Source organism: Glaciibacter sp. 2TAF33 (genome assembly GCF_052114945.1).
GTDB lineage: Bacteria > Actinomycetota > Actinomycetes > Actinomycetales > Microbacteriaceae > Cryobacterium.
On the sequence record NZ_JBFRFS010000011.1, the window covers coordinates 32237 to 55386 of the forward strand.

Genomic DNA, 23150 nt, shown 5'->3' on the forward strand with positions numbered 1-23150 from the left:
AGCGGCGTCACGGCCGGTCGGCCGTCACCCGGTCGGCGGACACGATGAGGGACTGCACCTGCGGGGGAGCGTGCGGCGTGAGCTGGATCTCGACCCGCAGCCGGCCCGCCCGTCCCGGTACAAACCACACCAGGTGTGCGGGGCCGGTCGATTCTTCGTCCGCTGCCAGGACCGCGCCGGCCGGGGAGGGCAACGGCGGGACCGCCGGTACCGGGAGCAGGCCGCCGATTTCCGCCGCGGCACGTTCGATCGCGGCTCGGCGTCGTTCCCAGGAATCGTCCAGGGCCACGTTCATCGCGAACAGGTCGAGTGACGCTCGGTCGGCATCCGCTTCGGCGTCCGGGGCGGTGAGCCGGTCCCCGCCGGCGCGGTGCGCCTCCGCCGCTGCCCGGTGGATAAGCCCTGTCACCCGCTGCTGCGCCTCCCTGGTGGCCGCCCACAGGGTCGCCGCCGCCGGCGGGCGGGCGCCGGCCAGCAGCTGGAAGGCTTCCGCTGCCGGCACGGACACCCGGGAGTAGGTCGCATTCTCGAACGCGATGATGCCGTAGCCCGCCGACGCCGACCAGCGCATATGCGCCGAATAGCCGGGGTACCCGCCAGAGTGAGAGATCACGCTCTCGTCGGAGGACGTCGGCTCGACGAACAGCCCGAGGCCGTAGCCGAGCGGATGCGTCGCCCCTGCCGCGTAGCGCTGGAGCTGCTGCATCTCACGACGGGACGCAGAGGAGAGGGGGTCCGGCGCGGCCCTGTCGCTTTCGTCGTTCCTGTCGTCACCGGGCGCGAACGCCTCGGCCAGCCAGCCCGCCCACCGGCTGAGATCGGTGACGGTGCTGAACAGTCCGCCGATCGGCGAGAACGCGCCGGGACCAGACAGGGGCAACGGCTGCCACGACCCATCGATCCAGCGCTGGCCGACGGCCAACTCGGCCCCGTCGGCAACGGAGGAGTCGAACCCTGTGCCGGTGAGACCGAGCGGTTCCAGGAAGAGGTCACGGATGACGTCGCGGTACGGGGCGCCCGCGGCCACGTCGATGATGCGGCCGAGAAGGGCATAGCCGAGGTTGGAATAGGCGAACCGGGTGCCGGGGACCGACTCGAAGCCCAGTCCGGACTCGACCAACTCGTCGAGTTGTCCGGCGGTGATGCTCTCCTGCCGATCCGCCCATGGGTCGTCCGTCGGGAACCCGGCCGACATGGTCAGGAGCATCCTGACGGTCGGGACCGGGGCATCCGCTGTCGGCAACCGCACCGACCCGAAGCCCGGCATGAACCGGGTGAGCGGGTCGTCGAGGCTGAGCCGCCCCGCGTCGCGCAGGGAGAGCACCGCGGCGGCCGTGAAACTCTTGGTGCAGGAGGCGATGCGGTAAGCGGTGTCGCGGTGCGGGCTCGCGCCGGAGGGCAGCGCGCCGGTCGAACCGAAATGCGCCAGTCCGTCACGGTCGAAGATGCCCCAGGCGGCGGATGGCGCGGCCCCGCGGCCGTGGTGCGCCCCGAAGACGCGACCCACCGCGTCGACGACCGCCGGGTCGAACGGTGACGGCGCCATGTCAGCCGGGGAACTTCACCGCGAGGGCGGCGGCGCCGAGGATGCCGGCGTTGTTGCGGTGGACCGCCGGAACGATCCGGGTACGGAGGTCGAGGAGCGGGAGGAAGTCGGCGTGGTTCTTCGACACACCGCCGCCGACGACGAAGAGGTCGGGGGAGAAGAGTGCCTCGAGCGTGGTGTAGTACTTCTGCAGGCGCCGCGCCCACTTCTCCCAGGAGAGGTCTTCCCGTTCCTTCGCCGAGTACGCCGCCTTCGTTTCGTAGTCGTGCCCGTCGATCTCGAGGTGTCCGAGTTCGGTGTTGGGCACCAGGACGCCGTCGTTGAGCAGGGCGGAGCCGATTCCGGTGCCCAGGGTGGTGAGGAGCACGACTCCGGGTTCACCCTTGGCGGCGCCGAACTGCGATTCGGCGTACCCGGCGGCATCCGCGTCGTTGACGAAATGGATGCGACGGGACAGTCCCTTCTCGAACAGATCCTCGGCGGCCAGGCCGATCCAGTCTTCCGAGACGTTCGCTGCGGACATGGTGTGCCCGTTCTTGACCACCGCCGGGAAACACACGCCGATGGGCAGGTCTGTGGCGCCGGCCGACACCGTCTCCAGCAGTTTTCGGGTCGTCTCGACGATGTCTTTGGGCCGGCCGCCCTTCGGCGTGGCGAGCTTGACCCGGTCGGAGAGGAGCTCTCCGGTGGCCAGATCGACCACGGCCCCCTTGATTCCGGTTCCGCCGATGTCGATGCCGATTGCCGTGGTCTCGCTCATGCCTTCAACTTACCGCGTGGCCGGGGGCGTCGCCCCTCAGCGGACTACGGCAGCGTGAGCACGTCGGCCCCGCGCTCCGTGACGACCAAGGTGTGCTCGAACTGGGCGGTGATGCTCTTGTCCTTTGTGGTCACGGTCCAGTCATCCGCCCACATATCCCATTCGTGACTGCCGAGCGTGAGCATCGGTTCGATGGTGAACACCATGCCGACCTCCATCACGGTGTCGTACGCGGGGGCCGAGTCGTAGTGGGGGATGATGAGCCCGGAATGGAACGCTTCGCCCACACCGTGCCCGGTGAAGTCGCGCACCACGCCATAGCCGAACCGCTTCGCATAGGACTCGATGGCCCGTCCGATCACGTTGACCTGCCTGCCGGGGGCGACCGCCTTGATCCCGCGGGCCAGTGACTCCCGCGTGCGATCGACCAGCAGGGTGACCTCCTCGCTCGCCTCGCCCACGATGAAGGTGACATTGCTGTCGCCGTGCACGCCGTTCTTGAACGCGGTGATGTCGATGTTGACGATGTCGCCGTCCTCGAGCACCGTGTCGTCGGGGATGCCGTGGCAGATCACTTCGTTCACCGAACTGCACAACGACTTCGGGTAGCCCCGGTAGCCCAGCGTGGAGGGGTAGGCGTCGTGTTCGACCAGGAAGCGATGACCGACCGAGTCGAGTTCCTCCGTGGTCACCCCCGGGCGGACAGCCTGCCCGACGGCCTCGATCGCCTGGGCGGCGATCCGGCCCGCCTCGCGGATCAGCCGGATTTTCTCCGCCGGGTACACATCCGAGCCCGAGAAACGGGTCGGGCCCTTCTTGCCGACGTACTCCGGGCGCGGGATGCCCGACGGGACGGAACGGAGCGGCGTGACCGTTCCAGGGACGAGGTGACCGGCGGGATCCTTAGGCATAGGATCAAGCTTATGGCCGAGGATAAAGAGCACCAGTTCTGGTACAACATGCACACCGGCGGCGTTGAGCAGGGTTTCCAGTCACCCTCTGTCGACCGGGTCGGACCGTTCGCCACCTACGAGGAGGCGACCCACGCCCTGGAAAAGCTGCGGGAGAACAGCGCCAAGTGGGCTGAAGAAGACGCGGCAGAGAACCGCTAGGACCACCCAGCGGCGCGATGCCGGGCCGGCGCGGTCCGGTTACTCGTAACTGTGCTCCGGTGCCGGGTAGACGCCGGCGTCGACGTCGTCCTTGAACTGGCGCACAGCATCCGTCAGCACTTTGCGCACATTCGCGTACTGGCGCACGAACTTGGGCACCCGGCCTTCGGTCATTCCAGCGAAGTCGGTCCACACCAGCAGCTGGCCGCTCACGTCAGGCCCGGCGCCCACGCCGATGGTCGGGATGTCGAGCGCGGCCGTAACCTCTGCGGCCACCGTCGCCGGAACCATCTCGAGCACCACAGCGAACGCACCGGCCTCCTGCACGGCGAGGGCGTCCTTGATCAACCGCTCGGCCGCCTCGCCCCGGCCCTGGATGATGTGGCCGCCGAGGCCGTGCTCGCTTTGCGGGGTGAAGCCGATGTGCGCCATCACCGGGATGCCGCTGGTCACGATGCGCCGGATCTGCTTGAAGCTGCGTTCACCGCCCTCGAGTTTGACGGCGTGCGCCCGTGACTCCTTCATGAAGCGCACCGCGGTGTGGAGCGCCTCCTCGGTTCCGCCCTCGTACGACCCGAACGGCATGTCCGCGATGACCAGTGCCCGCTTGACCGCGCCGGCGACAGCGCGCGTGAGCGGGATCAACTCGTCGACGGTGACGGGGAGCGTCGTCTCGTAGCCGAACACGTTGTTGCCGGCCGAGTCGCCGACCAGGAGGAAGTCGATCCCGGCCTGGTCGAAGATCTGCGCCGTGAGCATGTCGTAACTGGTCAGCCCGGTGATCGCGATGCCCTGTTCCTTCGCGGTCTGGAAGTGCCTGGTCCGCACGCGCTTCGGGCCGTCCGGCGCCGGCCGGTACGGGTGCGCCTCTGTGCCCGCTTCGGATGGGATCTGGCTGCTCTGTTCTGGCATGCCCCCAGTGTAGCCAGAGCGTCATTCCCGCCACGGACGGTGGTGTTCACGCCAGGGGTGGCCGTAGCCAGTAGCCTAGGAGGGATCAGGAAAGGGCTTGAATGGATAAGCAGCGCGACTTCGTTCTTCGTACGATCGAGGAGCGGGGGATCAAGTTCATTCGGCTATGGTTCACGGACGTCGTCGGCACGCTGAAATCCGTCGCCATCGCCCCGGCAGAGGTCGAGGGTGCGTTCGCCGAAGGGCTGGGTTTCGACGGCTCCGCCATCGAAGGGCTGACCCGCTCATTTGAAGCGGATGTCCTCGCGCACCCGGACCCCACCACCTTCCAGATCCTGCCGTGGCGCGGTGAGGTCGACCCGACCGCTCGCATGTTCTGCGACATCACCACACCAGACGGGCAGCCGGCCGTCGCTGATCCCCGCAACGTGCTCAAGCGCACCCTGGAGAAGGCTGCCGACCGCGGATTCACGTTCTACACGCATCCGGAGATCGAGTTCTACCTGCTCAAGTCGTCCAAACTCGGCAAGAAGGGTCCGATTCCGGTCGACTCCGCCGGGTACTTCGACAACGTCCCCGGCGGTACCGCCCATGACTTCCGTCGTCGATCCGTGCGGATGCTCGAGGACCTCGGGATCTCCGTGGAGTTCAGCCACCACGAGGGCGGACCCGGCCAGAACGAGATCGACCTGCGCTATGCGGACGCGCTCACCACGGCCGACAACATCATGACCTTCCGCACCGTGATCAAGGAAGTCGCCATCGAGCAGGGCGTCTATGCGACGTTCATGCCGAAGCCGATGTCCGAACACCCCGGCTCCGGCATGCACACCCACATGTCGCTGTTCGAGGGCGACACCAACGCGTTCTACGAAGCCGGCGCGCAGTACCAGCTGTCGAAGACCGGTCGGCAGTTCATCGCGGGGCTGCTCAAGCATGCGCCGGAGATCACCGCGGTCACCAACCAGTTCGTCAACTCCTACAMACGACTCTGGGGCGGTGACGAGGCGCCGAGCTTCGTCTGCTGGGGTCACAACAACCGCTCCGCACTGGTCAGGGTGCCGCTGTACAAGCCGAACAAGGGCCAGAGTTCGCGCGTCGAATACCGTGCCATCGACTCGGCCGCGAACCCGTACCTCGCGTACTCGCTGATGCTCGCCGCCGGCCTGAAGGGCATCGAAGAGGGCTACGAGCTGCCGCCGGAGGCCGAGGACAACGTGTGGAGCCTCAGCGACACCGAGCGCCGCGCCCTCGGCTACAACTCGTTGCCGGCCAGCCTCGACCACGCCATCGAATACATGGAACGGTCGGAGTTGGTGGCGGAGACACTCGGCGAACAGGTGTTCAACTTCGTCCTGCTCAATAAGCGCCAGGAGTGGAAGGACTACCGCTCCCAGGTCACCCCGTTCGAACTGAACAAGAACCTGGAGATGCTCTAACCGCTCACACCCGCACACGGCCGGCCGAATCGGCCGGCCGCCCCCACCATGGCCAGGACAGATGGCACGAGAATCCACCGAAGCACTGACGCTCACCGAGCTCGCACGAATCGGGTTCGCCGCCTTGGGCGTGGTTCGTGAGCGCCTCGCCGAGGTGACGGAGCTCGGCGGCCCGGCGCCGGGGGAGTTGCTCCCGCTGCTGGCCAGGACCGCGGATCCGGATGCCGCGTTGGCGGCGCTCGTGGAGATGCTGCGCTCCGCACCGGCCGAGATCGGTGCATTGCTGGCGCGGGACGAGTCGGCGCTGCGGTTCCTCCGGGTTGCCGGCGCCTCCACCGGGCTCACCGAGTTCTTCCTCCGGCACCCCGGCGAACTGGGAGTGCTGGAGCAGACCCGGGATGCGCTGCCGACCGCCGCTGACGTCCGGGCCGACCTGCTTGACTCCGTCGGTGCGGTCGACGGCTTCTCGACCCTCGTCGCCGACCCGGCGTGGGTGGCGCTCCGGGTGCGCTACCGCCGGAGGCTCGCCGAGATAGCCGCCTTCGACCTGGAGCAGCTCGACCCGGTCTCCGGGGTGGACGCCGTCGCCGGGAGCCTGGCCGACCTCGCTGCGGCGGCCCTGGACGCGTCCCTCGCCGTGGCCAGGACCATGACGTCCGGCACGGTCGCCGCCCATGGCGTCTTCCCCATCGAGCAGGTGCGGTCGACCCGCCTGGCCATCATCGGGATGGGCAAGGCCGGCGCCAGTGAACTCAACTACCTGAGCGACGTCGACGTGATCTTCGTCGCCGAGGCGAGCCAGGGCGGCGGGCACGGCGAGGCGGAACCCACTATGGACACCGCCCGCGCGGTCGACATCGCCACCCGGTTGGCGATCCTGCTCAAACGCGGTCTCAACGAACCGGCGATCGAACCGGAGCTGTGGGAGGTCGACGCCAACCTCCGCCCGGAAGGCAAGGACGGCGCCCTGGTGCGCACCCTCGAGTCCCACCTGGCCTATTACGAGCGCTGGGCGAAGAGCTGGGAGTTCCAGGCGCTGTTGAAGGCACGCCCGCTGGCCGGCGACCTGGAACTCGGTCGGCGCTACGTCAACGGCATCGCACCGAAGGTATGGAGCAGCGCCAGTCGCGAGAACTTCGTCGAATCGGTGCAGCGGATGCGTGAGCGCGTCACCGCGAACATCCCCGACGACGAGGTCGACATCCAGCTCAAGCTGGGTCCTGGGGGCCTCCGCGACATCGAATTCACCGTGCAGCTGCTGCAGCTGGTGCACGGGCAGACGGACGCGGCTGTGCGCCAGGCCGGCACCCTCCCTGCGCTGGAGGCCCTGGCCGACACCGGCTACATCGGCCGCGTGGAGGCGGCGGAGTTCGCCACCGACTACCGCATCCTGCGGCTGATGGAACACCGCCTGCAGCTGGCGAAGCTGCGGCGCACCCACCTGGTGCCGCGCGATGAGAACGAACTGCGCGTGCTGGCCAGGTCCACCGGGCTCGCCCCTGGCGCAGCCGGCCTCACCAAGCGCTGGGAAGAGATCAAGCGCCGGGTGCGCGGACTGCACGAGCGGTTGTTCTACCGCCCCCTGCTCTCCGCTGTCGCCGCGCTGCCGGCCGGCGGCCTCGGCCTCACCAGCGCCCAGGCCGAAGCGCGACTGGCCGCGATCGGATTCCAGAACACCAAGGGTGCCCTCGCGCACATCGGGGCGCTCACCGGAGGCGTCTCCCGCCGTGCCTCGATCCAGCGCCACCTCCTGCCGGTGATGCTGCAATGGTTCTCCGAGGGGACGGACCCGGACTACGGCCTCCTCGCCTTCCGCCGCCTGAGCGACGCCCTCGGCACCACGTACTGGTTCCTGCGCATGCTGAGGGACTCCTCCGGGGCCGCAGAGCGGCTCACCCGGGTGCTCTCCGGTTCCCGGTTCGTCGGCGAGCTGCTGGAGAAGATCCCCGAAGCGGTCGCCTGGCTCGAAGACGAAGACGACCTGCGACCGCGACCGCGTGCCTCGCTCCAGGATGAGGCCCGCGCGGTCCTGGGCCGACACGGAACCGCCGATGCCGCCGCCGGTGTCCTGCGCACCATGCGTCGGCGTGAGGTATTGCGCCTGGCGTTCGCCTCCATGCTCGGCGAGATCACCATCCACGAGTTGGCCACCGGCCTCAGCGATGTCACCGGCACCCACATCAGGGCGGTGATCGCCGCGATACGGGGCTCCTCGCTGGAAATCCCGGATGGCACGCCAGCCCCTGACGGCATTGAGTTCGCGGTCATCGGGATGGGACGCTTCGGAGGAGCGGAACTCGGGTTCGGGTCCGACGCCGATGTCATGTACGTGTTCCGGCCGGCTGACCTCGAGGGCGAGGAAGCGCACACCCGGGCCAAGTTCATCGTGCGGGAACTGGCCCGGCTCACCGAGGACAACACCCTGCCCCTCGACCTCGACATCGGCCTGCGTCCGGAGGGCAAGAACGGCGTCGTCGTGCGCTCACTCGACTCGTACGAGGCGTACTACCGGCGCTGGTCGCTGACCTGGGAAGCGCAGGCCCTGCTGCGCGCCAGGGGGGTCGCCGGGGACCAGTCCCTGCTCGAGGACTTCGAAGCCGTCGCCGACGCGGTGCGGTATCCGCCGTCGATCAGCGAGCAGGACGTGCGCGAGGTGAAGCGGATCAAGGCCAGGGTTGAGAACGAGCGGCTCCCGCAGGGCGCTGACCCGAACCGGCACCTCAAACTGGGCCGCGGCTCGCTCAGCGACGTGGAATGGTTCGTGCAACTCCTGCAGCTGCAGCACGCTGCGCGGATCCCTGCCCTCCGGACCACGTCAACCCTCGCCGCGCTCTACGAGGCCGCAGCGGCCGGCCTCGTCGATGAAGCGGATGCCGACACCCTGCGTGCCGCATGGGTGTTCGCCTCCCGCGCCCGGTCCGCGATCACACTGTGGACCAACAGGACGTCAGATGTGCTGCCCACCGATCGCGCCCAGCTCGAAGGCGTCGCCCGGGTGATGGAATACCCGCCGGGGTCGGCGAACACGCTGGACCAGGACTACCTCGCCCTCACCCGGCGGGCGCGGGCGGTGTTCGAGCGCCGGTTCTACGGCACCCCCGACCGGCCGGGGTCCTCCGTCGGCTGACCCGCGCGGGCGCCCTCAGCGCTGAACGGAAGGTTACGGACCGGTTAAATCCGAAAAACTTTCACTGTCGAAAACCGGGACGAAGCCACCCCCGTACGGGGTACTGAGCATCCCTCATTCGGGGGTGGCTGCGCGGCGGTGTCGGTGTCCCGGGTGATCGCACCGGCGCGCCGGAAGTATAACGTGACCGGGGGTTTCGCCGACATCTCCCCGCGTGGCCGGCGCCGCGGCATCCGTGGTCGCAGGGGTGCGCAAGGCGACCCCGATGCGCGCTCCGGCGACGCCGCGTGTCCGCATGATGGGGGACACGATTGGACCCCTCTGGGGGTAGACGATGCGTTTGCTTAATCCGCGCAGAGGTGCCCATAATCGAGCGACCCGATTTGTCTCGGATCCCCAGCGCTGCGGATTCCACACCCAACGTTTCACCCAGAGCTGGAGTACCGCCGTGTTCATTTTCATCCTGCAGATCCGGCACATGATCGACGGCCACCCCGAGCTCTACATGTTCTCGCTGTACTCGGCGTTGATCTGGGTGCTGTGGCTGATCAAGGTCATCCTGTCGTCGCGGTACAAGCCATTCACCGGCACGTACTCGGGCACCACCAGCGTCGTCGTCCCGGTCGTCGACGAACCGCTCGACCTGTTCCGCGATGTGCTGGGTCGTATGGTGGAGCAGCAGCCCGGCGAAATCATCGTCGTGATCAACGGGGCACCCAACCCCGACCTGGTGGGCGTCTGCGAGGAATTCGCGCCGCTGGTGCGCTGGGTGCACACCCCGATCCCCGGCAAGCGCAACGCTGTGATGATCGGCACCCGCATGTCAAACGGCGACATCACCGTGCTCGTGGACTCCGACACGGTGTGGACGGACAACACGCTCTCCGAGCTGGTGAAGCCGTTCGCCGACGAGCGCGTCGGCGGCGCCACCACCCGCCAGCGGATCCTGGAACCCGAGCGCAGCTGGATCACCCGCTGGGCCGACTGGCTCGAGAACTCCCGCGCTCTCTACTCGATGCCCGCGCAGAGCGTCATCGGTCAGATCGGCTGTCTGCCCGGCCGCACCATCGCCTTCCGCCGTTCCATCCTGATGCGGGTGATGGACAAGTTCATGACCGAGAAGTTCATGGGCGTGTTCCTCGAGGTGTCCGACGACCGGACGCTGACCAACCTCACCCTCAAGGAGGGTTATCGCACCGTGTACCAGCACACCAGCCTGGTGTACACGGATGCCCCGCTACAGGTGAAGAAGCTGTGGAAGCAGCAGCTGCGCTGGGCCCGCGGGAGCCAGTACAACACCCTCCGGATGCTGCCGTGGATGCTCAGCCACGCCCCCCTGCTCGCATTCTTCTTCGTGATGGACATCGTGCTGCCGTTCCTGCTGGCGGGCGTCATCGGAGGCTGGGCGTACCGCGCGCTCACCGGCCAGGGCTACAACTTCTACCAGGGGTTCCTGGACACCTACGGCATCAACACCGGCATTTTCGCCGTCGTCGCGCTCATGGTCGCCTCCTCCGTCATCAGCATGGCGATCCGCCAGATCCGCCACCTCGCCGAGAAGCCCAGCGACTTCCTTCGGCTCCCGGTCTTCATCCTGGTGTCGACCTTCTTCCTGATGCCGATCCGCCTGATCGGGTTCTTCCGGATGGGGCACGCCAGCGGCTGGGGGACACGGGCCGGTGCCTACGCCGGCGGCGACGCCGAAGTCGACACCACCGCCGACGCCCTGGTGGCCGCGAGTGCCGCCGGCCGGCCGTCGCCGCTCGCCGCGTCCGGCGGCGCCGACAGCGCCCTGCACCATGCCACGGCCAGCGCCGTGCTCGCGGCCGCACCGACGAGCGCGACTGCGACGGCGGTCCTCGACCGGGACGAGACCCGCCCCGAGTTTACGGCCGACCGTCCCGACACCGCGGCCGTGATGTCCAAGCGCGCACGTCCCGCGCGTCGCCGGCTGAACCCCAAGGCCGCATACCCATACCTGATCGGCATCGCCATCTTCGTCCTGGAAGGATTCCTCATTGTCTGAACCCACCTGGTGGCTGAGAAACAAGTCCCACTCCCGTAAGACCGGTGCGGCTGTCGTCGCACTCGGACTGGTCCTGGCGACGCTGTCCTACATCGTCTGGTCGTCCCCCGCCAACCCGGTGGGCCAGGCGGTCGGCTCGGCCGTGAAGGCGAGTGAGGCCCTGAACCCGCTCTACGCGTCCAACGCGAGCCTCAAAGCGCAGCTCACCGCGGCGACGTCGAAACTGATCGCCCGCTCCAGCGAACTGTCCAAGCAGAAGCAACTCCTGGTGACGCAGCAGGCGTCCACCGCGAAGCAGCTCGCGGAGCTGCAGCAGCGCGCGATCATCGCTGAACAGCAAGTGGCCAGCGCGAAGGCGGCGGTGAGCGCCGCGGAGGCCGCGGTCAAGAACGCCGGCGGAAAAGCCGGCACCAGCGCCCGCCAGTCGGGGACGTCCTCGACGGCCGCGTCGATCACGGCGCCGCCGCTGGAGCAGTTGCTGAACCCCGCGTCCCGCTACTACGGCATGTACACCGAGCAAGCACCGTTCAACTGGGCCACCCTGGACGCCACGGCCGCCCAGGTCGGCGTGGCGCCGAACCTCACCGGGTACTTCAGCGGCTGGGACGAGAACTTCCGCGCGAACGCCGTCACCCGGTCCTGGGCGAAGGGCACCATGCCGGTGATGACCTGGGAGTCCCGGCCGATCAAGGCGGGCAACGACGTGATCGACGAGCCGGACTACACGCTGCCGAAGATCCTCGGCGACCCCGCCGCCGGAACGCCCGGAGCGTTCGACGACTACCTGCACCAGTACGCCAAGGACATCGTCGCGACCGGCTTGCCGCTCGGCATCCGCTTCAACCATGAGATGAACAGCATCTGGTACCCGTGGTCAGAGACCGACGGCAAGGGTGCGTCGATCAACGGAAACAACCGGGGCGACTACGTCAAGGTCTGGAAGCACGTCCACGACATCTTCGAGGCCGAGGGCGCGAACTCGCTGGTGGCATGGATCTGGGCGCCGAACATCGTGAACAACCTGCCCGCCACCCACAAGACCCCGGAATACCTGGCCTCGTTGTACCCCGGTGACGAGTATGTGGACTGGGTCGGACTCTCCGGCTACCTGCGTCCGCCATACAAGCCGGACAACAACTTCACCTTCGACTACACCTTCGGGCAGAGCCTGGACCAGCTGCGCGCGTTGACGAGCAAGCCGATCATGCTCGCCGAGATCGGCGCATCCGAGACCGAGGGGCACAAGGCCGCGTGGATCAGCAGCTTCTTCGACGCGATGGCCAAGCCGGAGAACTCCGACATCATCGGCTTCGCCTGGTTCAACCTTGCCGTCACCAGTTACGTCGAGGGGGAGCGCGCCACCAATGACTGGCGAATCAACTCGCGGGCAGACACCCTGTCTGCGTTCATCACCGGCCTGACCAGGCCCGAGGCGAACTTCACCCTGGTGCCCGCGCCATGACCCACATTCCAACCACGGAGGAACACATGACCCCAGCAATCGATTCGCCGCAGGCGCTGCCGCGCATCAGTGTCATCGGCACCGGCTACCTCGGCGCAACCCACGCCGCGGCGATGGCGGAGATGGGCTTCGATGTCGTCGGCGTCGACACCGACCAGAAGAAGGTCGAAGCACTCAGCCAGGGGATCGTGCCGTTCTACGAGCCCGGCCTTCCCGAGATGCTGCTCCGGCACGTGGAGAGCGGCCGGCTCCGGTTCACCACCGACATCGCGGATGCGACGGCGTTCGCCGACGTGCACTTCATCTGCGTGGGGACACCGCAGCAGTCCACCAGCTTCGCCGCGAACCTCAGCTATGTCGAGGACGCGACCCGCCAGGTGGCCCTGAACCTCACCCACGACGGACTCATCGTGGGCAAGTCGACGGTCCCGGTCGGTACCGCGGCTCGGCTGCGCGAGATCGTCGCCGCGAGCGTGCCGGAGGGCCTCGGCGCCGAGCTGGTCTGGAACCCCGAGTTCCTCCGCGAAGGCAAAGCGGTCCAGGACACGCTCTCACCCGACCGCCTGGTCCTCGGCGGCACCTCGGCAGCGGCGGAAGCGCTGCTGCGGGTCGTCTACGCGCAGCCGATTGCGGAGGGTACCCCGGTTCTGGTCGTCGACCTGCCGACCGCCGAGCTGGTCAAGGTGAGCGCGAACGCGTTCCTCGCCACCAAGATCTCTTTCATCAACGCCATCTCCGAGGTGTGCACAGCGGTCGGAGCGGATGTCGCGCTGCTGGCTGACGCCCTCGGCTACGACACCCGCATCGGCCGCCAGTTCCTGAACGCGGGTCTCGGGTTCGGCGGCGGATGCCTGCCCAAGGACATTCGCGCGCTCATGCACCGTGCGAACGAACTGGGCGCCCACTCCGCCTCCGACCTCCTGCAGGAGGTGGACGAGATCAACATGCGCCAGCGCCAGCGCGTGATCGACCTCACCCTCGAGGCCTGTGACGGGTCGGTACTCAACCGTCGGATCGGCGTGCTCGGCTCGGCGTTCAAGCCGGACACCGACGACGTGCGGGACTCGCCGGCGCTCAACGTCGCCGCGGCCCTCCAACTCAGAGGCGCCCAGGTGGTCGTCTACGACCCGGAGGCTCGTGAGAGCGCCGCTCGGATCTTCCCCACCCTGGGCTACGCCGACACCGCAGAAGACGCGGTGACCGGTGCACACGCGGTTCTCGTGCTCACCGAGTGGCCGGAGTTCGTGCATATCGACCCAGAGGTGCTGGGCCGACTGGTTCGTACGCGCACCGTCATCGACGGGCGCAACTGCCTCGACGGCGACCGCTGGGCGCTGGCCGGATGGAACGTCCGCTCGATCGGACGGCGTGCCGTGTCCGGTGCTGCCGTGCGGGAGAGCACGCTCGCCCTCGGCTGACGCTGCACCGCACGACGCGAAAGAGGACCGCACCGGCGAAGGGTGCGGTCCTCTTCTCGTGTATGACCGGCTCCGGCTCAGACGCCGTAGTACAGCTCGAACTCGAACGGGTGCGGGCGCTGGGCCAGCGGCTTGATCTCGTGCTCGCGCTTGAAGTCAATCCAGGTCTCGATGAGTTCCCGGGTGAAGACGTTGCCGGCGAGCAGGAAGTCGTGGTCGGCTTCGAGTGCGTCCAGGGCTGCCTCGAGGGACGCCGGCAGCTGCGGGATGCTCTTCGCCTCCTCGGGCGGAAGCTCGTACAGGTCCTTGTCGACCGGCTCGTGGGGCTCAATGCGGTTCTTGATACCGTCGAGACCGGCCATCAGCTGGGCGGCGAAGCCGAGGTACGGGTTGCCCGATGCGTCGGGCACCCGGAATTCGATGCGCTTGGCCTTGGGGTTGGTGCCGGTGATCGGGATGCGGATGCACGCCGAACGGTTGCCGGCCGAGTAGACGAGGTTCACCGGCGCTTCGAAGCCGGGAACCAGGCGACGGAAGGAGTTGATGCTCGGGTTCGTGAACGCCAGGACCGCCGGTGCGTGCTTGAGGAGCCCGCCGATGTACCAGCGGGCCATGTCGGAGAGTCCGCCGTAGCCGGCTTCGTCGTAGAACAGCGGCTTGCCGTCTGCCCACAGCGACTGGTGGGTGTGCATGCCGGATCCGTTGTCGCCGAAGAGCGGCTTGGGCATGAATGTCGCCGTCTTGCCCCACTCGTTGGCGGTGTTCTTGACGATGTACTTGAACTTCAGGATGTCGTCGGCGGAGTGCACCAGCGTGTCGAAGCGGTAGTTGATCTCGCCCTGGCCGCCGGTGCCGACCTCGTGGTGGCTGCGTTCGAGGATGAGCCCGGCGTCGATCAGCTTGAGGCAGATGTCGTCGCGGAGGTCGGCGTGCTGGTCGACCGGGCTGACCGGGAAATAGCCGCCCTTGAACGGCGTCTTGTTGGCGAGATTTCCGCCCTCTTCGCGCTTGCCCGAGTTCCAGGCGCCCTCGCTCGAGTCGACCGAGTAGAAGCTGGAGTGCTGGTTGACCTCGTAGCGTACGTCGTCGAAGATGTAGAACTCGGCCTCGGGGGCGAAGAACGCGGTGTCGGCGATGCCGGTCGAGGCGAGGTACTTCTCAGCCTTCTTGGCCACCTGACGGGGATCCTTGGCGTAGATTTCGCCGTTCCGCGGGTTGTAGATGTCGAACAGCATGATCAGGGTGCGCTCGGTGCGGAACGCATCGATGTACGCCGTGGTGACGTCGGGGATGAGCTGCATGTCTGACTCGTGGATCGAGGCGAAGCCGCGGATCGAGGAGCCGTCGAAGAGCTGGCCGACGGTGAAGAACTCTTCGTCGACGGTTGAGGCCGGAATGTTGAAGTGCTGCTGCACACCCGGGAGATCGGTGAAGCGGATGTCAAGGAATTTGACGTCGGTGTCCTTGATGAATTTGAGCACTTCTGAGGAATCGCGGAACATGCGGGATTAACTCCAAACGGCGTGGATCTAGATGGATCTGGGGCGGGTCGCCGGACGCGGCCACGACCGAGGCTATCCCCGGGTCATTACTGCCCAGTGACACCCATGTTTCAGGAATGTTACGCGCACTGTCGCTGGTTAGACTGCTTGGGTGCCAAATCCGACCCCGAATGCCACCGCTTCCGGCCAGCCAGCCCCGAGCCGGTACCCCGGTGAACGGCTCGGGTTTCCCGAGCACGGGCGGATGTCCGTCGGTCGTCCCGGGCGCCGCATCATTGCCCTCGCGATCGACTGGGCTCTGGCGTACGCACTCGCGGCGCTGTTCTACCGGAGCGACGGACTCGCCATCACCCTTATCTTCATGGCGATGCAGGTGCTGTTCATCCCGACCATCGGCGGCAGCATCGGGCACCGGGTGGTGGGGCTGCGTGTCGTCGCGGTTCGCGGCGGGTGGATCGGGGTATGGCGGCCGGTCGTGCGCACCCTGCTGCTGGCCCTGGTGATTCCCGCCGGGATCTGGGACTCTGACCAACGCGGCTTCCACGACAAGATCGCCGGAACCGTGCTGCTCCGGATCTAGCGAGCCGCCGGGGCGACGCCTCTCACTTGCCGCGTTGCGGGCGTGCCTTCATCGGGTCGACGCCCTTCGGAATCGGCATCTTGGTGGCGATCGACGTCAGCCGGTTGTTCACGGCGACGACCTCGGCCTTGGTCAGCGTGGTCTTCAGCTTGGTGAGGCGGCGCGCCAGCTTGTGCAGCGGCACGGCGTCGGCGTCAGGGCCCACCGAGATCACGGTGATCGCCACGTTGCCGCCGACCTTGGTGACCTTGCGGCGCTCCTCGTCGACCATCCGGGCGGTCCGGGTCTTGGGGCCCTCGCTGATGAGGACGACCCCGCCGCGTCCGACCGCGCGGTACACCGCATCCTGGGTCTTGCCGTTGACGGCGACGGGCATCTCGCTTCCCACCCAGCCGCGCTTGAGCGAACTCCGCAGCACCGCGCCGACCGCGCCGGGCTGCCCCTCGATCTGTGAGTACGCGGCCTTCTCGGCACGCCGGCCGAGGATGATCAGCATGGCCAGGATGCCACCGAGCACACCGGCGATCACCCAGAGGGTGATCGTCAATCCGTTGCCCGGGTTGAAGATGAGACCCAGCGCGAGCCCGAGGGCCACCGGGACCAGGAAGCCGAGGACCATGAACAGGACGATATTCGAGTCGTACCGCCGGGTCATCTGGAACACCTGCCACATTTGCTTCAGGCGGCCGGGTTCCTTCGGTTTGCGGGGCGTCTTTTCCTTGCTGCGTGCCATGTTCTAAGACTACCGAGTGTGCCGAATGCTTCGTGACCGGTTCCCGGTCGTCGCTTCGCCGGGGCCCGGCTCAGCGGGCGGCCCGCGCGAACCCGCCCGCCGCATCCGCGAGGTGACGGAGGGGTTCTGGAACATCGCGTCCCGTGGCGAGCATCGAGCTCGCCCAGAGCCGCCCGGCGCGGTACGACGAACGCACCAGCGGGCCGGAAAGCACACCGAGGAACCCGATCGCCTCGGCTTCCTCGCTCAGTTCGACGAACTCCTCCGGTCGAACCCACCTGGCCACCGGAAGATGCCGCGGACTCGGCCGCAGGTACTGCGTGATCGTGATGATGTCGGTGCCGGCGTCGTGCAGGTCCTGGAGCGCCTGGATGACCTCGGCGCGTTCCTCGCCCATGCCGAGGATGAGGTTGGACTTGGTGATCAGGCCCGCCGCCCGGCCCTGGCTGAGTACGCCGAGGGAGCGTTCGTAGGTGAAGGCGGGGCGGATCCGCTTGAAGATCCGCGGAACGGTCTCGACGTTGTGGGCGAACACTTCGGGACGGGCGGAGAAGACTTCTCCGAGGTGGGCCGGGTTGCCGGAGAAGTCCGGCACCAGGATCTCCACGCCGGTGCCGGGGCTCTGTCGGTGGATCTCGCGGATGGTCTCCGCGTACAACCAGGAACCCTCGTCCGGCAGGTCGTCCCTGGCGACGCCGGTCACCGTCGCGTAGCGGAGGTTCATCGCGACAACCGACTGGGCCACCCGGAACGGTTCGCCCCGGTCGTAGTCGGCCGGTTTCCCGGTGTCGATCTGGCAGAAATCGCACCGCCTGGTGCACTGCGAACCGCCGATGAGGAAGGTGGCCTCCCGGTCCTCCCAGCACTCGAAGATGTTGGGGCAGCCGGCTTCCTGGCAGACCGTGTGCAGGTTCTCGCTCTTCACGAGCTGTTGCAGTGCGCGGTACTCCGGTCCCATCCGGGCCTTCGTCTTGATCCACTCGGGCTTCTTTTCGATCGGCGTCTCCGCGTTGCGGATCTCGAGCCGAAGCATCCTTCGCCCTTCGGGCGCGGCGTTCATGCGGAAACCAGCTCGTCGGCCAGGAACCGGGAGCGGATGGGGCCGACCAGCTCTCCGGTGTCGACGGTACGGCCGAGCACCCCGGACATGGTGGTGACGCCCGCGTCCCTGATGCCGCAGGCGATGATGCGGTTGTACGGTTCGAGCGAGTTGCTGCAGTTCAAAGCGAACCCGTGCATGGTGACGCCTTCGGCGACGCGGATGCCGATGGCCGCGATCTTGTCCTCTTCCCCGGGTTCCCCGACCCAGACCCCGGAGCGGCCGTCCACGCGACGGCCGGTGATGCCGAAGTCATCGAGTACATCGATGAGGATACCCTCGAGCCGGCGCACGTAGCCGACGACGTCGACGGGTTCGGGCAGCCGGAGGATCGGATACCCCACCAGCTGCCCCGGGCCGTGCCAGGTGATCTTCCCGCCGCGGTCCACGTCGATGACGGGGGTGCCATCGGTGGGGCGTTCTTCCGGCTCCGTGCGCTTTCCCGCCGTGTACACGGCGGGATGCTCCAGGAGGATGACGGTGTCCGGACGCTCACGGGAGACGACGGAACGATGGACGGCGCGCTGGAGCTCAAGGCCCTCGAAATACGGCACGGAGTTGGCGCTTAGCCCCGCGACGACAAAGTCGAGCATCGGGCCAGTCTAGGGGTACCCGCGGTTCTCCACAGGACGCTCTGTTGTCGGTTTTGTCCACCGATCACTCCGGCGGGCGGATTCCGACGCCGGCGCGGGCGGAGCATGGGTGGGTGAGCGATCCGATGGCGCCGTACCCTCCGTCGTTGGGCCGGGCAGCGGGCACGGAAGCGGGCACGGCAGCGGGCACGGCAGCGGGCCCGTCGATGGTGGCCGGGTACCGGGTGGTGCGCAGGCTCGGTACCGGCAGCCGGTCGATCGTGTACCTCGGGCATGCCGGAGCGGGTTCGAGCCCGGACGGTGCTGCCGCCGGAGGCGCGGTGGCTCTCAAGGTGTTCGACCCGAACAGCCGTGATCGTTCCGTCGAGCAGACGGTGGCCGCACTGAGCGCGTTGACCAGGGCCCACGCCGGTCGGCTGCCCGCCCTGCTCGACCTGGCCACCCTGCCCGACGGGCGAGTGGTCCTCGTGCTGGAGCGGATGGGCGGCGGCAGCCTGGCCGAGCTGTTGCGGACCAGGCAATGGATCGAGCCCGGTGAGGCGGTCACGATTCTCGCCCCGGTCACGGCCGCGCTGGGCGCCGTCCACGCCATCGGATTCGCCCACCGCACGCTCAGCCAGTCGAGCGTGCTGTTCGATGAGTCCGGCCGGCCGGTGCTGTGCGGCCTCGGTGGATTGTTCGAGCTGCCACCGTTCGGCGCGGCAGGCGGCGCGACAGCCAGCGGCGGGCCGGATGGCGAGGGCACGCGATTGGACGGCGTTCGCGATGACTATGCCCGGCTGACCGTGCTGATGCGGAGTGTCTTCGACCACCTGGATCCGGGTTCCGGGGTGTCCCGCCGGGCTGAGCCGCTGGCCGCCTGGTTCGAGATGGCCGCCGCGACGATTCCGTTCCAGCCCGCTTTGGCGGAACTGGAACGGCGATTGTTCGAATGGGCGCCCGCCCGGCCGGTGCGTTTCACGGCTGACCCGGGGGCCGGCGACGGAGATGGTGCCGGCGCGGTGGCGCAGCGCATCGGCCCGCTGGGGCGGCTGCGGCTGTCCGGGGCCGGTGCGGTCCCTCTCGGCGCGAGTTCGGCCGCGGTGGCAGACACCGGCGTGCGCCACCCGGTGGAACTCCGCGAAACGGATGGGCGGGCAGCCGCCGGCACACGGCGCCGCCGACGCGGGCGCGAGCGAGTGAGAACCAAGCGGCGGCCGGGCGTTCTCCATCTTCCGCCGGACGTCGCCTCGGTGGCCGCAACGGTGCTCGACCGGAATCCCGCTGCGGCATTGGGGGCTTGGGTGCGGCGACGGATGGGGGACCGGGTGCGCGCCCGGCGCAAGCCGCTGGTGGTCGCCGCTTGCCTCGGCTCGGCGGTGGTGGTGCTCGCCCTTACCCTCATCCCCGCGGCCCCGCCGTCTGATGCACCGACCCAGGCCCCGGACGGCACCCGGTCACAGGCGGATGCGTCCCGTGCGGCTGATGCCAGGCCGGGTGTTCGGATTTCGGCCGGCGAGCGGGCCGCGATCGCAGGCGACGACCCGGTGCTGGCCGCGCTTGCGTTGCTCCGGGTGCGCGCGCACTGCCTGGTAGCGGCATCCGCCATCTGCCTCGACGGCGCTGACCAGGAGGGCTCTGTCGCCCTGGCCGCCGACGGCTATGCGGTGCGGATGGTCCAGCAGGGGTCTCCGCCGGCGGCCGCCCCGGCCTGGGACACGTATGCCGCCAGCCTGGCCGAACGCACCGGCGACTCGGCGCTCGTGATACTGACCCCCGGGCAGAACGACCCGCAACGCGAACCGGCCTCGCTCCTTGTGGTCAAGGGCGAGGCCGGCTGGCGTCTGCGTGAGATCTTCGAGCGCTGAGCCGGTGAGATCACGCCGTGTTGTTACAAACCGAGGTTGGCTTCGAATGCTCCGGCCTCGAGGCGCTGCTTCATCGTGCTGAGGAAGCGCGCGGCGTCCGCACCGTCGATGATGCGGTGGTCGTACGACAGCGCCAGGAACAGCACCGAACGGATCGCGATCGAGTCCAGGCCGTCGGTCGTCACGACGACCGGCTTCTTGTAGACGATGCCGGTACCGAGGATCGCGCTCTGCGGCAGGAACACCACGGGAGTGTCGAACAGGGCGCCGCGTGACCCGGTGTTGGTCAGGGTGAACGTGCCACCGGAGAGCTCGTCTGGCTTGAGCTTGTTGTCGCGGGTGCGCTCCGCGAGGTCGGCGATCTGCGCGGCGAAGCCGGCGATGTCGAGCTCGGCGGCGTTCCGCACCACCGGCGTCAGCAGTCCACGCTCGGTGTCGACGGCGATGCTGATGTTCTCCTGCGCCGGGTAGACGATCTGGTCGCCATCGATGGTGGCGTTGACGATCGGGTATGCCTGCAGCGCCTCAGCCGCAGCCAATGCGAAGAACGGCAGGAACGACAGTTTGTTGCCGGTCTTGGCCTGGAAGTCTGCCTTCACCTTGTCGCGCAGCATCGCCACGCGGGTGACGTCAACCTCGACGACAGTGGTCAGCTGGGCTGACGACTGCATCGATTCGACGGCGCGCTGGGCGACCACCTTGCGGAGGCGCGACATCGGCACGGTGGTGCCGCGGAGCGGGGACACCTGGACGGCGGGCGCCTCGGCGGCTGCGCCGCCGGACTTCGCCGATGTGATGTCCTGCTTGCGGATACGGCCGCCGACGCCGGTACCGGTGATCGTGGACAGGTCCACGCCGGCCTCGTTTGCGAGCTTCCGCACAATCGGGGTGACATAGCCGGACGTTCCGGCGTGGGAGCCGCGGGCCGGCGCTGCCGGTGCGGATGCTGCCGGTGCGGGGGCCGCGGCGGGCGCGGGAGCTTCTGCCGGTGCGGGTGCCGCGGCGGGCGCGGGGGCTTCTGCGGGTGCGGGTGCCGCGGCTGCCGGAGCCGGCTCGACCGGAGCGGGCGCCGGGGGAGCAGCCGGAGCGGTTGCTTCGTCAGCCGCGGCCGGAGCCTCGGTTGACGGAACCTCTGCGGTGGGTGCCTCGGCGGCGGGAGCCTCGGCGGCCGGGGCCTCGGCGGCGGGAGCTTCAGCAGCGCCCGAACCGTCACCGATGGTGACGAGGGCCGTGCCCACCTCCACCGTCTCGTCCTCTTGCACGAGGATCGCTTCGATCACGCCGGCAACGGGAGACGGAATCTCGGTGTCAACCTTGTCGGTCGATACCTCGAGCAGGGGTTCGTCGACCTCGACGCGGTCGCCCACGTTCTTCAGCCAGCGGGTAACCGTGCCCTCTGTGACACTCTCGCCGAGTGCCGGGAGGCTGACGGATTCGCTCATGCGTTTGTCTCCTTCAAAACCATTTGTCTGTCCTTAGCTTACTGAGAGTCTGTGCTGTCGCTGCCGGGCTACAGCGCGTGCAGTGGCTTGCCGGCCAGCGCGAGGAACGCCTCACCGAGTGCCTCGTTCTGCGTCGGGTGAGCGTGGATGAACGGGGTGATGTCCTCCGGGTACGCCTCCCAGTTCACGACGAGCTGGCCTTCGCCGATGAGCTCGCCGACGCGTGCGCCGATCATGTGCACACCGACCACGGGGCCATCGTTGACGCGGACGACCTTCACCGATCCGGTGGTGCCCAGGATCGCGCTCTTGCCGTTGCCGCCGAGGCTGTAGTCGTAGCTGGAGACCTGGTCGGCGCCGAACTTCTCGGCAGCCTTCGCCTCGGTGTAGCCGACGGATGCGACCTCGGGGTCACAGTAGGTGACCTTCGGGATGTTGACGTCCTCGACGATGATCGGGTTCAGCCCGGCGATCTCCTCGGCGACGAAGATGCCCTGCTGGAATCCGCGGTGGGCCAGCTGCAGGCCGGGAACGATGTCGCCGACGGCGTACACGCCGGGGAGGTTGGTCGCAAGGCGCTCGTCGGTGATGACGAAGCCACGGTCCATGGTGACGCCGGCTTCCTCGAAGCCGAGCCCGGCGGTCGACGGGCCACGGCCGACGGCGACGAGCAGCAGCTCGGCCTCGACGGTCTTGCCGTTCTCGAGGGTGACCACAACCCCACTGTCGTCCTGGGTGACGCCCTGGAATCGAACCCCGAGCGAGTACTCGATGCCGCGCTTGCGGAACGCGCGCTCGAGTTGCTTGGAGATGGACTCTTCCTCGTTCGGAACGAGGTGGGGGAGCGCTTCGATGATCGTGACGTCGGCGCCGTACGACTTCCAGACGCTGGCGAACTCGACGCCGATCACGCCGCCGCCGAGCACGGCGACCTTCTTCGGCACGAAGTCGAGTTCCAGTGCCTGCTCACTGGTGATGACGCGGCCGCCGATTTCGAGTCCCGGCAGCGACCGGGAGTAAGACCCGGTGGCCAGCACGATGTTCTTGCCGACGATGGTGTCCTCGCCGACCTGCACGGTGTTCGGGGAGACCAGGCGGCCTTCACCCTCGATGACCGTGATGCCGCGAGCCTTGATCAGGCCCTGGAGTCCCTTGTACTTGCTCGCGACGATGCCCTCGCGGTAGGCGGTGACCGCCTGGATGTCGATGCCGTTGAACGTCGTGTCGACGCCGTACTTCGCCGACTCACGGCTGAAGTCGGCGACCTCGGCGGAGTGAAGCAGCGCCTTGGTCGGGATGCAGCCGCGGTGCAGGCAGGTGCCGCCGAGCTTCCCCTTTTCGATGAGTCCCACGGTGAATCCGAGCTGGACCGCGCGCAATGCTGCCGCGTATCCACCGCTTCCTCCACCGAGAACGACAATGTCAAAATTCTGCTCCGACACCCAGTTACTCCCTTGTGCATCACGAATGTGCATCACGAATTGTGCCGTGGTCCGCCCGGCAATGATGCGGGCCGGGATGGACGGGCCAGGGCAGGTTACAACGGCAAGCT

18 protein-coding genes are annotated in these 23150 nt (G+C 67.9%); 8 read left to right on the top strand and 10 right to left on the bottom strand.

The features are described 5' to 3' along the window. Nucleotides 1–7: 7 nt before the first annotated feature. The 3 genes from AB4Y94_RS12790 to map are packed head-to-tail and all read right to left on the bottom strand — an operon-like array spanning nucleotide 8 to nucleotide 3217. A complete protein-coding gene (locus AB4Y94_RS12790; protein WP_441728213.1) occupies nucleotides 8–1546 on the bottom strand; it encodes a serine hydrolase domain-containing protein in 1539 nt (512 codons plus the stop codon). A gap of 1 nt (nucleotide 1547) precedes the next feature. Beyond that, nucleotides 1548–2306: a polyphosphate--glucose phosphotransferase gene (gene ppgK / locus AB4Y94_RS12795; RefSeq protein ID WP_441728214.1), complete on the bottom strand. Its 759-nt coding sequence runs from the start codon at nucleotides 2304–2306 to the stop codon at nucleotides 1548–1550. Nucleotides 2307–2350: 44 nt separating this feature from the next. Then, nucleotides 2351–3217: a type I methionyl aminopeptidase gene (gene map / locus AB4Y94_RS12800; protein ID WP_441728215.1), complete on the bottom strand. Its 867-nt coding sequence runs from the start codon at nucleotides 3215–3217 to the stop codon at nucleotides 2351–2353. 12 nt (nucleotides 3218–3229) lie between these two features. Between map and AB4Y94_RS12805 the strand changes: the two genes are divergently transcribed. Further along, a complete protein-coding gene (locus AB4Y94_RS12805; RefSeq protein WP_441728216.1) occupies nucleotides 3230–3418 on the top strand; it encodes an SPOR domain-containing protein in 189 nt (62 codons plus the stop codon). A gap of 39 nt (nucleotides 3419–3457) precedes the next feature. On the opposite strand, the gene panB is transcribed toward AB4Y94_RS12805, so the two are convergent. Continuing rightward, nucleotides 3458–4330 carry a 3-methyl-2-oxobutanoate hydroxymethyltransferase gene (gene panB / locus AB4Y94_RS12810; protein WP_441728217.1) on the bottom strand — a complete coding sequence of 291 codons (873 nt, stop codon included), beginning with the start codon at nucleotides 4328–4330 and terminating at the stop codon, nucleotides 3458–3460. A 101-nt stretch (nucleotides 4331–4431) separates the two neighbouring features. On the opposite strand from panB, the gene AB4Y94_RS12815 reads away from it, so the two are divergent. From AB4Y94_RS12815 to AB4Y94_RS12835, 5 genes are all read left to right on the top strand, one after another. Then, complete coding sequence (locus AB4Y94_RS12815; protein WP_441728218.1) at nucleotides 4432–5769, top strand: glutamine synthetase family protein; 1338 nt, start codon at nucleotides 4432–4434, stop codon at nucleotides 5767–5769. A 61-nt stretch (nucleotides 5770–5830) separates the two neighbouring features. Next, nucleotides 5831–8896 (top strand): bifunctional [glutamine synthetase] adenylyltransferase/[glutamine synthetase]-adenylyl-L-tyrosine phosphorylase, encoded by a 3066-nt coding sequence (locus AB4Y94_RS12820; RefSeq protein WP_441728219.1) that lies wholly within the window; start codon nucleotides 5831–5833, stop codon nucleotides 8894–8896. 448 nt (nucleotides 8897–9344) lie between these two features. After that, the gene (locus tag AB4Y94_RS12825; protein ID WP_441728220.1) at nucleotides 9345–10922 is read left to right on the top strand and encodes a glycosyltransferase family 2 protein; all 1578 of its coding nucleotides are present in this window, start codon (nucleotides 9345–9347) and stop codon (nucleotides 10920–10922) included. After that, nucleotides 10915–12384 carry a glycoside hydrolase family 26 protein gene (locus tag AB4Y94_RS12830; protein ID WP_441728221.1) on the top strand — a complete coding sequence of 490 codons (1470 nt, stop codon included), beginning with the start codon at nucleotides 10915–10917 and terminating at the stop codon, nucleotides 12382–12384. The genes AB4Y94_RS12825 and AB4Y94_RS12830 overlap by 8 nt, the downstream gene beginning before the upstream one ends. A 26-nt stretch (nucleotides 12385–12410) precedes the next feature. Next, nucleotides 12411–13802, top strand: coding sequence for a UDP-glucose dehydrogenase family protein (locus AB4Y94_RS12835; RefSeq protein ID WP_441728222.1), 1392 nt, complete (start codon nucleotides 12411–12413; stop codon nucleotides 13800–13802). 77 nt (nucleotides 13803–13879) lie between these two features. On the opposite strand, the gene glnA is transcribed toward AB4Y94_RS12835, so the two are convergent. Further along, nucleotides 13880–15304, bottom strand: a complete 1425-nt coding sequence (glnA, locus tag AB4Y94_RS12840) for a type I glutamate--ammonia ligase (protein ID WP_441728223.1) — start codon at nucleotides 15302–15304, stop codon at nucleotides 13880–13882. Nucleotides 15305–15455: 151 nt separating this feature from the next. Between glnA and AB4Y94_RS12845 the strand changes: the two genes are divergently transcribed. Continuing rightward, on the top strand, nucleotides 15456–15884 hold the full coding sequence (locus AB4Y94_RS12845) for an RDD family protein (RefSeq protein ID WP_441728224.1): 429 nt from the start codon (nucleotides 15456–15458) through the stop codon (nucleotides 15882–15884). 22 nt (nucleotides 15885–15906) lie between these two features. Here AB4Y94_RS12845 and AB4Y94_RS12850 read toward each other — a convergent pair whose 3' ends face one another. The 3 genes from AB4Y94_RS12850 to lipB all read right to left on the bottom strand — a co-directional run bounded on the left by AB4Y94_RS12850 (nucleotide 15907) and on the right by lipB (nucleotide 18309). After that, a complete protein-coding gene (locus AB4Y94_RS12850; protein WP_441728225.1) occupies nucleotides 15907–16617 on the bottom strand; it encodes a DUF4191 domain-containing protein in 711 nt (236 codons plus the stop codon). Between the two features lie 70 nt (nucleotides 16618–16687). Continuing rightward, the gene (gene lipA, locus AB4Y94_RS12855) at nucleotides 16688–17677 is read right to left on the bottom strand and encodes a lipoyl synthase (RefSeq protein ID WP_441728226.1); all 990 of its coding nucleotides are present in this window, start codon (nucleotides 17675–17677) and stop codon (nucleotides 16688–16690) included. Next, a complete protein-coding gene (lipB, locus tag AB4Y94_RS12860) occupies nucleotides 17674–18309 on the bottom strand; it encodes a lipoyl(octanoyl) transferase LipB (protein ID WP_441728227.1) in 636 nt (211 codons plus the stop codon). Before lipB ends, lipA begins: the two co-directional genes overlap by 4 nt. Nucleotides 18310–18422: 113 nt before the next feature. On the opposite strand from lipB, the gene AB4Y94_RS12865 reads away from it, so the two are divergent. After that, nucleotides 18423–20156 carry a protein kinase gene (locus tag AB4Y94_RS12865; protein ID WP_441728228.1) on the top strand — a complete coding sequence of 578 codons (1734 nt, stop codon included), beginning with the start codon at nucleotides 18423–18425 and terminating at the stop codon, nucleotides 20154–20156. 23 nt (nucleotides 20157–20179) lie between these two features. Here AB4Y94_RS12865 and sucB read toward each other — a convergent pair whose 3' ends face one another. Beyond that, nucleotides 20180–21598, bottom strand: coding sequence for a 2-oxoglutarate dehydrogenase, E2 component, dihydrolipoamide succinyltransferase (sucB, locus tag AB4Y94_RS12870; RefSeq protein ID WP_441728229.1), 1419 nt, complete (start codon nucleotides 21596–21598; stop codon nucleotides 20180–20182). 68 nt (nucleotides 21599–21666) lie between these two features. Beyond that, the gene (lpdA, locus tag AB4Y94_RS12875) at nucleotides 21667–23040 is read right to left on the bottom strand and encodes a dihydrolipoyl dehydrogenase (protein ID WP_441728230.1); all 1374 of its coding nucleotides are present in this window, start codon (nucleotides 23038–23040) and stop codon (nucleotides 21667–21669) included. Nucleotides 23041–23150: the final 110 nt, after the last annotated feature.